We start from the raw sequence: 17,893 nt of genomic DNA, 5'->3' as shown, positions 1-17,893 counted from the left end.
AAGACTGATGACTTAGAAACCCGCTATCCTCACTTATTGCGTCCCATTCTCGAATCTGCTGCCCAACCTCTCAACGTGCTGGAAACCTTGACAAGCATGGTCACTTCTAATGTTTCTCTCCCCTCATCTACTATTTCCAGCCTTTCTTCTTCTAGCATCAGCATCAACAATGCTCTCGACTTTGCCGCCATTCTCAAAGCCTCCCAAAGCCTTGCGGGAACGATTCAACTCAATGAATTGCTACATCAACTGACCCAAGTTATTTTGAAAAATTCCGGGGGCGATCGCTGTGCCTTAATCTTACCCAATGAAAATCAAGTTTGGGAAGTGCGAGCGATCGCCACACCAAGCGCCACCGAACTCTGCTCCGAACCCCTAGAAAACAACCCCAATCTCCCCGTCAAACTGATTCAATATGTCAAAAACACTCAACAAATTGTCGTAATTGATAATTTAAAAACCGATTTACCTGTAATTGATGATTATTTGAGACTACATCAGCCGAAAAGTGTCCTGTGTTTACCCCTTCTCAATCAAGGACATTTGACTGGTATTTTGTATCTCAACAATCGCTTTACCAGTGGTGTGTTTACTAGCGATCGCCTCACCATCATTAAATTTCTCTCTACCCAAGTAGCAATCTCCCTAGAAAATGCCCGACTTTACAATCAAGTCCAGCAGACTCTCACCGACTTGCAAAATGCTCAATTACAAATAGTCCAAAGTGAAAAAATGTCGGCGCTAGGTAACTTAGTTGCCGGAGTTGCCCACGAAATCAACAATCCCATCGGCTGTATTATTGGCAACGTTGGTGCTGTCCAAGATTCCATCAATGACCTATTTGGGTTGATTGACCTCTACAACGAGAAATTCCCCCAACCGGGGAATGAGATTGAAGAAGAATTAGAGACAATCGACCTGGAATATTTACGGGATGATTTACCCAAGTTAATTAAAGCGATGAAAGATGGTGGCGATCGCATCACCAGCATCAGTAAGAGTCTCCGTACTTTCTCCCGTGCCGATAGCGACCAAAAACAAAGCTTCAATCTCCACGAAGGGATTGATAGCACCATCTTGATTTTACGCCATAGATTCAAAGCAAAGGATACTCGTCCCGAAATCGAAGTGATTACCAACTATGGAAAGATTCCGGCAATTAATTGTTTTCCCGGACAGTTGAATCAGGTATTTATGAATATTCTGGCGAATGCGATCGATGCCTTAGAAGAATCAAATCACGGACGCAGCTATCAAGAAATCAAAGCTAATCCTAACCGCATTACCATTACAACATCCATCGAACATAATCTCGTTAAAATTGCGATCGCTGATAATGGTAAAGGCATGACAGAAGAAATTAAACAAAAGATATTTGACCATTTATTTACCACAAAAGCTGTGGGGAAAGGGACGGGGCTGGGATTAGCGATCGCCCGGCAAATTGTCGTCGAAAAACATGGCGGTTCAATTCAAGTTAATTCTATACTAGGAGAGGGAACAGAATTTATCATCACCTTACCCAATCAAGCAGAGAAAAAAAGTTAACTTTGGTCGGTGCATTCAAACAAATTTATTAAATTACTCACCAAGCAAAACTATGGCAATCAATAACTCTGACAAAAACAGCCCACAGATGGACGGCAACACGAACATAACTGTTCAAATCCCCAACTATCAAATCACCCAAACAATTTATTCCGGGAGTCGAACATTAGTTTACCGGGCAGTGCGTAGGGATAATCAATTACCTGTAATCATCAAACTGATGAAACGGCAATATCCTACTTTTAGCGAACTGGTGCAGTTTCGCAATCAGTATAGTATTACCAAAAATTTAGACATTACCGGCATTGTCAAACCCTACAGCTTGGAACCAGAGCGCAACGGCTATGCCTTGGTAATGGAAGACTTTGGCGGCATTTCCTTGCAACAATTTACTCAGGAAAAACCACTGACATTAGACCAGTTTTTTCCCATAGCTTTGTCATTGATAGAAATCCTCCACTACATACATCAACAGCGAGTCATTCATAAGGATATTAAGCCTGCCAATATCCTCATTCACCCCGAGACAAAGCAAGTTAAATTAATTGACTTCTCCATCTCGACGCTGCTGCCAAGAGAAACCCAGCAAATTCAGAGTATTAATGCCTTAGAAGGAACCCTAGCATACCTTTCTCCAGAGCAAACTGGACGCATGAATCGAGGGATAGATTATCGCAGTGACTATTACTCATTAGGGATTGCCTGGTATGAATTACTCACCGGAGAACTCCCATTTCAGTCTGACGATCCGATGGAGTTGGTGCATTGCCATATTGCTAAACAACCACCAAATTTAAGGGAAATTGGCAAAGGAAAAGAGATTCCTCAAGTTCTCTGCGATCTGATCGTGAAACTCATGGCAAAAAATGCCGAAGACCGCTATCAGAGTACCTTGGGAATCAAATATGACTTAGAAAAATGTCTCGTTCAATGGCAGGAAACAGGAAAGATTGAAGATTTTCCAATTGCACAGAGAGACTTAAGCGATCGCTTCATCATTCCTGATAAATTATATGGACGAGAAAACGAAGTTAAAACCCTATTAGAAGCCTTCGAGCGCGTTGCCACCCCTCTTTCATCCCCCCAAGGGGACAACCCGCCTCTTTCCCCCCTTAGTAAGGGGAGACAAAGGGGGGTAGAAATGATGCTAGTCACAGGCTTTTCTGGGATTGGTAAAACCGCAGTTGTCAACGAAATTCATAAACCCATCGTCCGCCAACGGGGTTATTTTATTAAAGGGAAATTTGACCAATTCAATCGCAATATTCCCTTAAATGCTTTTGTGCAAGCATTCCGCGATTTAATGGGACAATTGTTAACCGAAAGCGATGCACAAATTCACCAATGGAAAAACAAGATTTTAGATGCTGTTGGAGAAAACGGACAAGTAATTATTGAAGTTATCCCCGAACTCGAAAGAATAATTGGCTCGCAGCTACCCGTCCTTGAATTATCAGGAACCGCCGCCCAAAATCGCTTTAATTTATTATTTCAAAGATTCACCCAGGTCTTTACCAGTCCTGAACATCCCTTAGTCATATTTTTAGATGACTTACAATGGGCCGATTCGGCATCTCTGAACTTAATGCAGATATTAATGGCTGATACAAGTTATCTTTTGTTAATTGGTGCCTATCGTGATAATGAAGTCAACCCGGTACATCCATTAATGTTGGCTTTGAGTGAGATGCAAAAAATCCAAGCAACGATTAATACAATTACTCTAGCACCCCTGAGTCAAGAGCAAATCAATCACTTAGTAGCTGATACACTGAAATGTCCAGAAACTTTAGCCTTACCTCTTTCTCAATTGGTGGAGCGAAAGACTCAAGGAAATCCGTTTTTTGCCACGCAATTTCTGAAAGCGTTACATCAAGAAAAATTAATTAAATTTAACTACCCCTCTCTTTACTCCACTCTCCTTTTATCTCCCCAAACTTCGGGGGGAAGTGAAGGGGGGTGGCAATGCGATATTGCACAAATTAACCAGCAAGCGGTTACAGATGATGTAGTTGAATTCATGGCGTTGCAGTTAGAGAAATTACCCTTAGCAACCCAGAACATCCTCAAGTTAGCCGCTTGTATTGGCAATCAGTTTGATTTAGTAACTTTGGCAATCGTTTCAGAACACTCCGAGGTAGAAACGGCGGCGGATTTATGGAAAGTGTTGCAAGAAGGGTTGATTTTACCGATTGGTAATGTTTATAAGTTTTATGTTGGGCAAGATGGTCTTGCAGTTAGTCAAGAAAATCAAGAGACTGTTACATACAAATTTTTACATGACCGAGTACAACAAGCCGCCTATTCCCTAATTCCCGATGACCAAAAACAAGCCACCCATCTGAGAATCGGGCAGCTTTTGTTGCAAGATACGTCACCGACCACAAGAGAAGATAAACTCTTTGATATTGTCAATCATCTCAATATTGGCAAATCCCTGATTGCTGAGCGATCGCAACTCACAGAATTAGCACAACTCAATCTAGCTGCTGGATGCAAAGCAAAATTGTCAACGGCTTATGGTGCGGCGATCGCCTATTGCACGACAGGCATGGAGTTGCTGGAGCCAGATTGCTGGCAATCGCAGTATGAATTGACACTAAATCTCTATGTTGCAGCTACCGAAGTTGCCTACTTGAATGGTGACTTTGAAGGTATGGAACATCTGGCAGCATCAGTATTGCAGCAAGCAAGGACGATTTTAGACAAAATTAAGATTTACGAAATTCAAATCTTCGCCCAGACAGCCCAGATGCAGATGCTCAAAGCCATTGCCATTGGCAGAGAGGCTCTCTCGCAATTGGGGGTTGAACTCCCCAGCGAACCCGATCCGACCAAGATAAACGAAGCGCTCCAGAACCTTACCAGCCAGCTTCAAGGCAGACAAATCGCCACGTTGATCGATCTGCCTGTCATGCGTAACCCCACATCTCTAGCAGCTATCCAACTGTTAGGCACGTTATTTGCCACCATATTTCAGGGAATGCCAAGTTTGTTGCCTCTCGTGGCTGGGACAATGGTAAGTTTGTCGCTCCAGTTTGGGAATGCCCCGGCTTCAACAATGGGGTATATGATGCACGGGATGGTGTTATGTGCTTTTTTGGGGAAGGTTGAGACGGGCTATGACTTTGGCAACTTGGCACTGAGCTTGCTTAATCGTTTCAATTCACGAAAGTTTAAGTGCCTCACTCTATTTTGGTTTGGGACTTCTATTCAGCATCGCCGGGAATCTTTCCAGTCCTCCGCAATGACGCTAAAAGAGGGCTACCTTGCCGGGATAGAAACTGGCGACTTTCTCAATGGAGGGTATAGTGCTTGTATTTATATTAACACTGGCTTTTTCATGGGGGCAGATCTAGATGCCCTAGACGTTGAAGTGGCAAGTTATAGTTCGATGATGGCGCAGGTGAAACAATATTCTGCTCAGGTTTATCTAGATACGAAACATCAAGCGATCGAGAATATGAGGAACACCGTCAGTCAGCCGGATGTTTTAATTGGTACTGCCTACAATGAAACAATAATGTTGCCTAAGCACCAACAGGGTAAGGAATTTACTGCCCTTGCTTCTGCTTACATATTCAAATTAGCACTGGCATCTCTATGGGGTAATTATGCGGCTGCTTTAGACTACGTTGTCCAAGCCAAGCCCTATTTGATGTCTGTATCAGGCATGATTCTATATCCCGTTTTTCACTTTTATGCCGCCCTGACGTATTTGGCAGTCTTTCCCACTCAGCCAGAAACTGAGCAAGCCGAAACTCTTGCTGCGGCAGAAACTCATCAAACCACGATACACAAGTTGGCGCAAGGCGCACCAATGAATTATTTGCATAAATGGTATTTAATTGAGGCTGAAAAGCATTGGGTTTTGGGCGATAAAATCGGAGCTATTGAATGTTACGACCGAGCCATAAGTCTGGCTAAAGATAATCAATTTACCAACGATGAGGCTTTAGCAAATGAATTAGCAGCCAAATTCTACCTCAATTGGGGTAAAGACAAATTTGCCGCAGGTTATATGCAAGAGGCTTATTACTGCTACGCTCGATGGGGAGCGAAAGCAAAAGTTAATCACCTCGAAAAAACCTATCCTCAATTACTCCAACCCATCTTGCAACAGCAAAGACTCAACCTCAACCCAAGAGAAACTATTGGCTTTCATGGGACTTCCTCATCCACTTGCACGCATAGCACTGGCAATACGAGTATTTCCGATGTCCTAGATTTTACTTCTGTCCTGAAAGCGGCTCAAGCTATTTCCAGTTCTCTAGAATTAGACTCACTCATTGCCAGCCTCACCCGGATTATCCTGGAAAACTCTGGGGCAAAAAAAGTTGCACTGATTCTTCCTCAAGAACAGACTTGGCAAGTCAAAGCCATTACCTTTATTCATCAAGAGATTGATATCCAAACTATTCTTGAACCACAATCAATCGATAGCTGTCCCGATATCCCGCTCAAAATTATCCATTACGTAAAAAACACGAAACAAACAGTTATTGTAGATAAATTACTCACAGATATTCCTGGTCTAATTGGGCAATATATGCTCGAACATCAACCCCAAAGTGTTTGTTGTACTCCGATTATTAATCAACGACATTTGGTGGGAATTCTTTATTTAGAAAATCGAGTGACAAGCGGGGTATTTACTGAAGAACGCTTGCAAGTTATCAACCTACTCGCTTCACAAGCAGCCATATCTCTAGAGAATGCTCGACTTTATCAACAAGCGAAACTTGCCTTAGTTGATTTACAACAAGCCCAATTACAAATTGTCCAAAGTGAAAAAATGTCGGCCCTGGGCAACTTAGTAGCAGGTGTAGCACACGAAATGAATAATCCTCTCGGCTTTATTTCTGCGAGTCTTGAAGAAGCTAAACCTACTTTTACTGAGCTGATCGAACACTTGAGATTGTATCAAGAAACTTTCCCAAAATCGAGCGATGAAATTAAAGACCATGCGTCAGAAATTGATTTAGATTATACCTTAGAAGACTTACCAAAAATAATTAATTCAATGGGGATGGCCTGCGATCGCCTCCGCAACATCAGCACTTCCCTCCGCACTTTTTCCCGTGCTGACAAAGATTATAAAGTCCCGTTTCATCTCCATGAAGGCATTGACAGCACGATTTTGATTCTCAAACATCGATTGAAAGCTAACGAGCAACGTCCGGCCATTGAAGTCATTACTAACTATGGAAATTTACCTAAAATTGAGTGTTTTCCCGGTCAGTTAAATCAGGTATTTATGAATATTCTTGCTAATGCGATCGATGCGTTGGAAGAATCAAATCACGGACGTAGCTATCAAGAAATTAAAGCTAAGCCTAACCGAATTACCATTACAACTTCTCTAGAAAACGATCGAGTCAAAATTGCGATCGCTGATAATGGTAAAGGGATGAGTGAAGAAATCAAACAAAAGATATTTGACCATTTATTTACTACAAAAGCCGTTGGCAAAGGTACGGGGTTAGGACTAGCGATCGCGCGTCAAATTGTCGTAGAAAAACATGGCGGTTTCCTGAATGTTAATTCTATACTGGGATCGGGAACAGAATTTATCATCACTTTACCCCTTCAGGGAAGATAAACAGATTAACTTTTCCCTGACATTCAGACTCATTCAACAAACCCGTTATTAAAATTCCGCCAATAATAACCATGAATAACTCCTCCACAACCCACAACCTAACGACAACCCATCAAATTCCCAACTATCAAATTGTCGAAACCGTTTATTCAGGAAGTCGAACCGTAGTCTACCGAGCTCTTCGTACCGAAGAGCGACTACCTGTCGTCATCAAACTGCTGAAAAATGAGTATCCAACTTTCAGCGAACTGGTACAGTTTCGCAATCAGTATACCATTTCCAAAAACCTTCATCAACCTGGAATTATTCAGACCTATAGCCTGGAGCCCTATCAAAATGGCTATGCCTTAGTCATGGAAGACTTTGGGGGGATTTCTCTGAAACAATGGGCAGTAAAAAAGGTAAATATACTCTCATTGGGGGAATTTTTAGAAGTTGCGATCGCACTGTGCAACACCTTAGATATACTCTATCGCGAGCGCATCATTCACAAAGATATTAAACCCGCCAATATCTTAATTAATCCTGAAACCAAAGAAATTAAACTAATCGACTTTAGTATCGCCTCCTTACTCCCACGAGAAACGCAGACACTAATCAATCCCAATGTCTTAGAAGGCACACTCGCTTATATATCTCCAGAACAAACAGGAAGAATGAACCGGGGGATTGACTACCGGACTGACTTCTATTCTTTGGGTGTAACATTCTACGAGTTACTTACAGGAGAGTTACCTTTTGCGTCAAACGATCCAATGGAGTTGGTACATTCTCATATTGCTAAACTTCCACCACTTTTAGGGAACAGAGAAGAGATTCCCCAAATACTTTGTGATATCGTGATGAAATTGATGGCTAAAAATGCTGAAGACAGATATCAAAGTGCTTTAGGATTAAAATATGATTTAGAGAAATGTTTAACTCAAATTCAAGAAACTGGTGAAATTCGGAGTTTCGAGATTGGGACAAGGGATGTGTGCGATCGCTTCCTCATCCCCGACAAACTCTATGGAAGAGAAGCCGAAGTATCAACCCTACTCCAAGCGTTTGAACGTGTTAGCCAAGGTGCAACAGAAATGATGCTGGTAGCTGGGTTTTCGGGAATTGGAAAAACAGCTATTGTCAACGAAGTTCATAAACCCATTGTGCGGCAACGCGGTTATTTTATCAAAGGTAAATTTGACCAATTCAATCGCAATATTCCCTTCTCTGCGGTTGTGCAAGCCTTCCGCGATTTAATGGGGCAGTTGCTTAGTGAAAGCGATCGCGAATTACACATCTGGAAAAATCAGATTCTTCAGGCGCTAGGTGACAATGGACAGGTAATTATTGAGGTGATTCCCGAATTAGAACGCATCATTGGTAAGCAAGCACCTGCGACAGAATTATCAGGAACGGCGGCACAAAATAGATTTAATTTACTGTTCCAAAAGTTCATTCAAGTCTTCACTACTATTGAACATCCTTTAGTGATGTTTCTGGATGATTTACAGTGGGCTGATTCTGCCTCACTCAATTTGATACAACTTTTGATGAATGAGTCGGAAAGTCACTATTTATTGATGATCGGGGCTTACCGAGATAATGAAGTTTCACCGGCGCATCCCTTAATGTTGACCTTAGATGCTGTAGCCAAAGCTAACGCTACCATCAATACCATTACTTTGGGTTCCCTCAGTCAGGGTAGCTTAAACCAGCTAGTTGCTGACACGCTCAACTGCCATATTTTGAGCGCTCAAACCTTGACAGAATTGATTTCCTTGAAAACAAAAGGCAATCCCTTTTTTGCCACCCAGTTCCTCAAAGCATTGTATCAAGATGGATTGATTCAGTTTGATCGCACCCTGGGACATTGGCAGTGCGATATTGCTCAAGTCAGAGCCTTAGCAGTCACTGATGATGTCGTGGAATTTATGGCATCACAGTTACAAAAACTGCCGAATTATACCCAAGATATTCTCAAATTAGCTGCTTGTATTGGCGCACAGTTTGATTTAAATACGCTAGCGATCGTCTCCCAACAATCTGAATCGGATGCCGCCGTTGCCCTCTGGAAAGCTTTGCAAGAAGGACTTATTCTCCCCCAAAGTGAAATTTATAAGTTTTATGTGGGCGAATTGGATACAACCCAAAACACACAAACTGAAACGCTCAATTATAAGTTTTTGCACGATCGCGTCCAACAAGCTGCTTATTCCCTGATTCCCGATGACCAAAAACAAATTACCCATCTGCAAATTGGGCAACTTTTGCTGCAAGATGCGTCACCGAGTACAAAGGAAGAGAAACTGTTTGATATTGTCAATCATCTTAATATTGGCAAATATCTGATGATTCAACCGTCGGAACGGACAGAATTAGCACAACTGAATTTGAAAGCTGGAGGTAAGGCGAAAAATTCCACAGCCTACGCCGCCGCAAGGGGTTATCTAAAAATAGGGATTGAGCTATTACAACCAGACTGCTGGAAAACAGAGTACGAATTAGCCTTCAACCTCCATGTGGCAGCAACGGAAGCCAGCTATTTGAATGGTGATTTTGACGGCATGGAACATCTTGCTGCATTAGTATTGCAGCAGGCGCAGACAATTTTTGACAAAGTGAAAATTTACGAAATTCAAATCGCTGCACAAACATCCCAAAACCAAATATTAGAAGCGATCGCAGTGGGAAGAAACGCCCTAGCCCAATTGGGAGTCGAACTCGCCACGGAAGTAGACGAAGCCAAGATTGGTAAAGCCTTACAAGATATTGGCAGCCAACTCCGGGGAAGAGAAATTAGCGAGTTGATTGATTTGCCTGTGATGAGCGATCCCGTTACTCTTGCTGCGATGCAACTGTTAGGCACCTTGTTTGCCCCTATAATCCAAGGAATGCCCGGATTATTGCCTCTGTTGAGTGCGGCGATGGTGAGGTTGTCTATCCAGTTTGGTAATGCACCCACTTCGACAGTTGGTTATGTGATTCATGGCCTAGTACTGTGTGCTTTTTTGGGCGAAATTGAAGCAGGCTATGGGTTTGGTAAATTAGCTCTTTCATTGCTGGAGCGATTTAATATTAAGGCAATGAAGTCCATCACCCTCAGTCTGTTTGGGATTTTCATCCAACATCACCAGCAAGCACTCAGGGCAACGATACCGATGCTCAAAGAAAGCTACAGCACAGGCATGGAGACAGGTGATTTTCTCTTTGCTGGTTATGGGATCGCGTGTTATGGCAATATTGCGCTTTACTCAGGTGTAGACCTAGACACATTGGGCTATGAATTGATTGCTTACAGTGCTAACTTCGCCCAGGTGAAACAGAATTCAGCACAGATTTATTTAGACATGACACGTCAAGCGATACAGCATTTGAGAGAAACGGTGAACCAACCCGATCGCTTAATTGGGACTAGCTACGATGAAACAGTGATGCTGCCAAAGCACCACCAGAATAACAATTTCTCGATAATCGCCATGACCTACCTCTACAAACTGATCATGGCCTACTACTTTGGCAATTATCCGGCTGCCCTCGACTACATCGCCCAAATCAAGCCATGTTTGATGGCAATATCGGGAGCGGCTCACGTTCCCATTTTCCATTTTTATGCCGCCCTAACACACCTAGCACTCTACTCCACCCAGCCAGAACCCCAGCAAGCCGAAATACTTGAGCAAGCAGCAAGCCATGAAACAATTTTGCATCGCTTGGCGCAGAATGCCCCGATGAATTATCAGCATAAGGTTGATTTGGTAGCAGCAGAAAAATGTCGGGTGTTAGGCAAAAATTATGAAGCAGGGGATTGCTACGATCGCGCCATTTTTGGAGCAAAAGCCAACGAATATATTAACGAAGAAGCTTTAGCAAACGAACTAGCAGCCAAATTCTATCTCAACTGGGGTAAAGAGAAAGTTGCCGCAGGTTATATGCAGGAAGCCTATTACTGCTATGTTCGCTGGGGAGCTAAGGGCAAAACTAATGACCTGGAAACTCGGTATCCAGACTTGCTCCGCCCAATTTTACAGCAGTCTGAACCCTTGGTGACAATGTTAGGCACACTAACAACGATCGCATCTCCCGGCTATTCCCTTCACTCCAACACCCGCAAAAGTTCTAGCAGTTCCAGCATCAATACAACCCTCGATTTGGCTGCCATTCTCCAAGCCTCCCAAGCACTTGCGAGGACGATTCAGTTAGAGGATCTGCTCCAGCAACTGACCCAAATTATTCTGCAAAATTCCGGGGGCGATCGCTGTGCCTTAATCTTACCTAATGAGAATAAAGTCTGGGAAGTGCGGGCGATCGCCACACCCACCGAAACTCTACTCTACTCCGAACCCCTGGAAAACAACCCCAATCTCCCCGTCAAACTGATTCAATATGTCAAAAACACTCACAAAGTCGTGGTGATTGACGATCTAGAAACCGATTTACCCGTAATTGGGGATTATTTGACACTACAGCAGCCTAAAAGTGTGCTGTGTTTACCCGTTCTCAATCAAGGAAATTTGGTCGGTATTTTGTATCTCAACAATCGCTTAACCAGTGGTGTGTTTACCAGCGATCGCATCATTATTCTCGACTTTCTCTGCACTCAAGTGGCTATTTCTCTAGAAAATGCGCGACTTTACAATCAAGTCCAGCAGACTCTCACCGACTTGCAAAACGCCCAATTACAAATAGTCCAAAGTGAAAAAATGTCTGCACTAGGTAACTTAGTCGCCGGAGTTGCCCACGAAATCAACAATCCCATCGGCTGTATTATTGGCAACGTTGGTGCTGTCCAAGATTCCATCAATGACCTCTTTGGGCTGATTGACCTCTATCAAGAGGAACTCCCGCAACCCAGCCCCACCATTGCAGAGGAATTAGAGACAATCGACCTAGAATATTTACGGGACGATTTACCCAAGTTAATCAGAGCGATGAAAGATGGGGGCGATCGCATCACGTCTATCAGCAAGAGTCTCCGCACTTTCTCCCGTGCCGATAGCGACCAAAAGCAGTTATTCAACCTGTATGAAGGGATTGATAGCACCATCTTAATTTTACGCCATCGCCTCAAGGCGTCGGATACTCGTCCCGCCATTGAAGTTGTCACCAAATATGGTAATATCCCGGCGATTAATTGCTTTCCCGGTCAATTAAATCAGGTATTTATGAATATTCTTGCTAATGCGATCGATGCTTTAGAAGAATCAAATATCGGTCTAAGTTTTGCAGAAGTTAAAGCGAATCCTAACTGTATAACCATTCAAACATCGCTCGAAAATGAACAGGTAAAAATTGCCATCACTGATAATGGTAAGGGGATGAGTGAGGAGGTAAAAACAAAGATATTTGACCATTTATTTACTACAAAAGCCGTTGGCAAAGGTACGGGGTTAGGACTAGCGATCGCGCGGCAAATTGTCGTAGAAAAACATGGCGGTTCCCTGAATGTTAATTCTATACTGGGAGCAGGAACAGAATTTATCATCACTTTACCCCTTCAGGGAAGATAAACAGATTAACTTTTCCCTGATATTCAGACTCCTTCAACAAACCCGTCATTAGCTTTCCGCCAATAATAACAATGAATAACTCCTCCACACACCACAACCTAATGACAACCCATCAAATTCCCCACTATCAAATTGTTGAGACTGTTTATTCAGGAAGTCGAACCGTAGTATACCGAGCCCTTCGTACAAAAGATCGACTACCTGTCGTCATCAAATTGCTGAAAAATGAGTATCCAACTTTCAGCGAACTGGTGCAGTTTCGCAACCAGTATAGCATTTCCAAAAACCTTCATCAACCTGGAATTATTCAGACCTATAGCCTGGAGCCCTATCAAAATGGCTATGCCTTAGTCATGGAAGACTTTGGGGGGATTTCTCTGAAACAATGGGTAATGAGCGGAAATCTACAATCATTGCAGGAGTTTTTAGCGATCGCGATCGCCCTCTGCAATGCCTTAGATATTCTCTATCGAGAGCGAATTATTCATAAAGACATCAAACCCGCCAATATTTTAATTAACCCCGAAACCAAACAAGTTAAATTAATTGACTTCAGTATTGCCTCTTTATTACCACGGGAAACTCAAACCCTCCTTAATCCCAATGTCTTAGAAGGCACACTCGCTTATATATCTCCAGAACAAACAGGAAGAATGAATCGGGGGATTGACTACCGGACTGATTTTTATTCTCTGGCTGTGACATTCTACGAATTACTCACTGGAGTTTTACCATTTCAATCAAATGACCCGATGGAGTTGGTACATTCTCATATTGCAAAACAATCACCAAATATGAATCAACCTCACCCCAACAGTCGGCGGTTGGCGGGTGAGGTTGCTTTTCCTATTCCCCAAGTCCTTTGTGATATCGTCATGAAACTGATGGCTAAAAATGCTGAAGATAGATATCAAAGTGCTTTAGGGTTGAAATATGATTTCGAGAAATGTTTAACTCAACTTCAAGAAACTGGTGAAATTCAGAGTTTTGAGATTGCACAAAGGGATCTGTGCGATCGCTTCCTCATCCCCGATAAACTCTACGGGCGAGAAACCGAAGTAGAAACCTTACTCCAAGCCTTTGATAGAGTTAGTGAAGGGGCAACGGAAATGATGCTAGTTGCTGGATTTTCGGGCATTGGTAAAACAGCAGTGGTTAATGAAGTTCACAAACCCATCATGCGGCAACGGGGTTATTTTATCAAAGGGAAATACGACCAATTTAATCGTAATATTCCCCTAAGTGCATTTGTGCAGGCTTTTCAAGATTTAATCGGGCAGATATTAACAGAAAGTGATGCTCAAATCCAGCAATGGAAAAACAAAATTTTAGAGGCTGTGGGCGAAAATGGGCAGATACTCGTTGAAATCATTCCCGAATTAGCGAAAATCATTGGAGAACAACCCCCAACACCAGAACTATCAGGAACAGCAGCTCAAAATCGGTTTAATTTATTATTCCAAAAATTCACTCAAGTCTTTACCAGTGCCGAACATCCCTTAGTCATGTTTTTAGATGATTTGCAATGGGCAGATTCGGCATCACTGAAGTTAATTCAGTTATTAATGGTGAATACTACTCATCTGTTATTAATTGGTGCTTATCGGGATAACGAAGTTTACCTCGGACATTCATTAATGCTAACTTTGAGTGAAATTGAAAAAGCACAAGCAATAATTAATACCATTACCTTGGCACCATTGAGTCAAGAGACAATCAATCAATTCGTCGCAGATACTCTCAAAAATACAGAAAATTTGGCTTTAGCTCTTTCCCAATTAGTTTTTCAGAAAACTCAAGGAAATCCCTTTTTTGCCACCCAATTTCTCAAAGCCTTATACGAAGATAATTTGATTCAATTTAACTTAGATTTAGGCTGTTGGCAATGTGATATTGTTGGAGTCAAGGAACAAGCCTTGACAGATGATGTCGTCGAATTCATGGCGTTGCAGTTAGAGAAATTACCATTAGCGACTCAGAATATTCTCAAGCTAGCAGCTTGTATTGGCAATCAGTTTGATTTAGGAACATTAGCAATTGTTTCGGAAAATTCAGAAGTAGAAACAGCAGCCAATTTGTGGAAAGCATTGCAAGAAGGGTTGATTTTACCTCAAGGTGAAATTTATAAGTTTTATGTAGAGCAAGACAATCTTGCTGTTACGTCTCAAGAGTCTCAAACCGCTACCTACAAATTCTTGCACGATCGCGTCCAACAAGCTGCTTATTCCTTGATTCCAGAAGCACAAAAACAAGTAACCCATCTCAAAATTGGACAGTTACTACTGGATAGTTGTTCGCAAGTAGAGCAAGAAGAAAAACTGTTTGATATTGTTAGACATTTAAATGAAGGCCTTGAATTAATCACACAACCGCAGGAACGAGAAGCCTTAGCGCAACTGAATTTGAACGCTGGAGGTAAGGCGAAAAATTCCACAGCCTACGCCGCCGCAAGGGGTTATCTAAAAACAGGGATTGAGCTATTACAACCAGACCGCTGGAAAACAGAGTACGAATTAGCCTTGAATCTCCATGTGGCAGCAACGGAAGCCAGCTATTTGAATGGTGACTTTGAGGATATGGAACAGCAAGCTACAGTGGTATTGCAGCAGGCGCAGACGATTTTTGACAAAGTGAAAATTTACGAAATTCAAATCGCTGCACAAACATCCCAAAGTCAGATGTTGGCAGCGATCGCAGTGGGTAAAGAAGCACTGAGTCAATTAGGGGTAAATTTACCGGATGCAACCGATGAAGCCCAAATCGGCAAAGCCCTCCAAGACCTAAAGGGGCAACTCCAGGGTAGAGAAATTGCCGGGTTGATTGACTTGCCTGTGATGAGCGATCCCGTTGCTCTTGCTGCGATGCAACTGTTAGGCAGCTTGTTTGCCCCAATAGTACAAGGAATGCCCGGATTATTGCCTCCGTTGAGTGCAACGATGGTGAGGTTATCCATCCAGTTTGGTAATGCACCCACTTCGACAGTTGGTTATGTGATTCATGGCATGGTACTGTGTGCTTTTTTGGGCGAAGTTGAAACAGGCTCTAGGTTTGGCTCCTTAGCACTCTCATTGCTGGAGCGATTTAATATTAAGGCAATGAAGTCCATCACCCTCAGTCTGTTTGGGACTTTCATCCACCATCACCAGCAAGCACTCAGGGCAATGATACCGATGCTAAAAGAAAGCTACAGCACAGGCATGGAGACAGGTGATTTTCTCAATGCTGGTTATGCGATCGTGGGCTATGCCGCTACTGCGCTTTACGCAGGTGTAGACCTAGACACATTGGAATATGAATTGATTGCTTACAGTGCTAACCTCGCCCAGGTGAAACAAAATTCAGCGCAGATTTATTTAGACATGGTGCGGCAAACGGTGGAGCATTTGAGGGAACCGGTAAACCAACCTGATCGCTTAATTGGGACTAGCTACGATGAAACGGTGATGCTGCCGAAGCACAACCAGAATAAAGATTTCATGGCGATCGCCTGTGCCTACGTCTACAAACTGCTGCTTGCTTACTACTTTGGCAATTATCAGGCTGCCCTCGACTACATCGCCCCCATCAAGCCCTGTTTGATAACAATATCGGGAACGATTCAAGTTCCTACTTTCCATTTTTATGCTGCCCTAACGTACCTAGCACTCTACCCCACCCAGCCAGAACCTCAGAAAGCCGAAATACTTGAGCGAGCAGCAAGCCATGAAAGAATTCTGCATCGCTGGGCGCAGAATGCCCCGATGAATCACCAACATAAGGTTGACTTAATCGAGGCTGAAAAATATCGAGTGTTAGGACAGAAAGCCGAAGCAGGGGATTGCTACGATCGCGCCATATCTGGAGCCAAAGCCAACGAATATATTAACGAAGAAGCCCTAGCCAACGAACTGGCTGCTAAATTCTACCTCAACTGGGGCAAAGAACGAATTGCTCAAGACTATATGACCCAAGCCTATTATTGTTATGCTCGTTGGGGAGCTAAAGCTAAAGTCGCCGACTTAGAAAAACGCTATCCCCAATTACTTGCTCCTATCCTCCAACAAACCCGTTCTCCCCTCTCAACTCAGGAAACTATCTTTACTTTAGGGACTGTCACCTCTACCAGTACCGCCAGTTCTAGCAGTAGTAGTGTCTCCGTTGCTTTAGATTTAGCGACCATTCTCAAAGCATTTCAAAGCATCTCTGGTGAGATTGAACTGTCCAAACTGCTTTCAACCTTGCTTTCGATTGTCATTGAAAATGCAGGGGCGAATAAGTGTGTGTTAATGCTCTTGCAAGACGAATGCCTGCTCATTAAAGGATCAATGACCGTGGGGATGGAGCCGGTGGTGTTGCAGAGCCTGACCGTTGAGGAGAGTCAGGATATTCCCCTAAAGCTGATTTACAAAGTCAAGAATAATAGGCAGACTGTGGTGCTAATCAATGCCAGTGTTGATCCGATCTTAGCTAACGATCCCTATGTTGTGAGCCAGCAACCCAAAAGTATTTTATGTAGCCCGATTTTGCATCAAGGTAAATTGATGGGCATTTTATATCTAGAAAATAATTTAGCAACGGGGGCATTTACGAGCGATCGCGTGGAACTGCTAAATTTACTCTGTGCTCAAGCGGCAATTTCTCTAGAAAATGCCCAACTTTATGAGCGATCGCAGCATTATGCTCAACAGCTAGAGGAATCACTGAACTCATTGAGTGCGAGTAACTCTCGCTTCCATAACTTGGTAAACAATGTGCCTGGGGTAGTTTATCAATATAGCATGAGTGCCGATGGGGTTATGTCGTTGAGCTACATTAGTGCAAATTGTTACAACTTGCTGGAAATTACCCCAGAGCAAGCTATGTCTAATTGGCAGTTTTTCGACAAGATGGTGCATCCAGATGACATCGCAAGTTTTCTACAGTCCGAAACTCACGCCATTCAAACCGAATCTCCCTGGCAATGGGAAGGGCGAATTGTTACCCCATCAGGAATTATCAAGTGGATTCATGGGGAATCTCAAATCCAAAGATTTGCCGATGGCTCTATGGTTTGGGATGGATTATTTTTGGATATTAGCGATCGCAAAGTTGCAGAAATTGCCCTAAAGCAGAAATCGCTTGCATTAGAAAATGCCTTGAACAATTTGCAGCAAGCCCAACTCCAAATAGTTCAAAGTGAAAAAATGTCAGCCTTGGGGAACTTAGTCGCCGGAGTTGCCCACGAAATCAACAATCCCGTCGGCTGTATTATTGGCAACGTTGGTGCTGTCCAAGA

Annotated in this window: 4 protein-coding genes; all 4 read left to right on the top strand. The window is 42.9% G+C overall.

Annotated elements, in window-relative coordinates:
- Positions 1–1,548: GAF domain-containing sensor histidine kinase (locus QUB70_RS26735; RefSeq protein WP_332984518.1), on the top strand; the 1,548-nt coding region annotated here is incomplete at its 5' end.
- Between the two features lie 52 nt (positions 1,549–1,600).
- Positions 1,601–7,150, top strand: a complete 5,550-nt coding sequence (locus QUB70_RS26730; RefSeq protein ID WP_332984516.1) for a trifunctional serine/threonine-protein kinase/ATP-binding protein/sensor histidine kinase — start codon at positions 1,601–1,603, stop codon at positions 7,148–7,150.
- Between the two features lie 71 nt (positions 7,151–7,221).
- Positions 7,222–12,639, top strand: a complete 5,418-nt coding sequence (locus QUB70_RS26725) for a trifunctional serine/threonine-protein kinase/ATP-binding protein/sensor histidine kinase (RefSeq protein WP_332984515.1) — start codon at positions 7,222–7,224, stop codon at positions 12,637–12,639.
- Positions 12,640–12,710: 71 nt separating this feature from the next.
- The coding region (locus QUB70_RS26720; protein WP_332984514.1) for an AAA family ATPase at positions 12,711–17,893 on the top strand (5,183 nt) is incomplete at its 3' end.

The sequence above is a fragment of the Microcoleus sp. A003_D6 genome (assembly GCF_036702825.1).
GTDB lineage: Bacteria > Cyanobacteriota > Cyanobacteriia > Cyanobacteriales > Microcoleaceae > Microcoleus.
The sequence above is the reverse complement of the archived record's forward strand: the minus strand, read 5'-3'. Positions and strand labels throughout refer to the sequence as shown.

What these genes read in the sequence shown, in the direction of transcription:
- QUB70_RS26730 (WP_332984516.1), top strand. Translation starts at nt 1,601, where the DNA reads ATGGCAATCAATAACTCTGACAAAAACAGCCCACAGATGGACGGCAAC.
- QUB70_RS26725 (WP_332984515.1), top strand. Translation starts at nt 7,222, where the DNA reads ATGAATAACTCCTCCACAACCCACAACCTAACGACAACCCATCAAATT.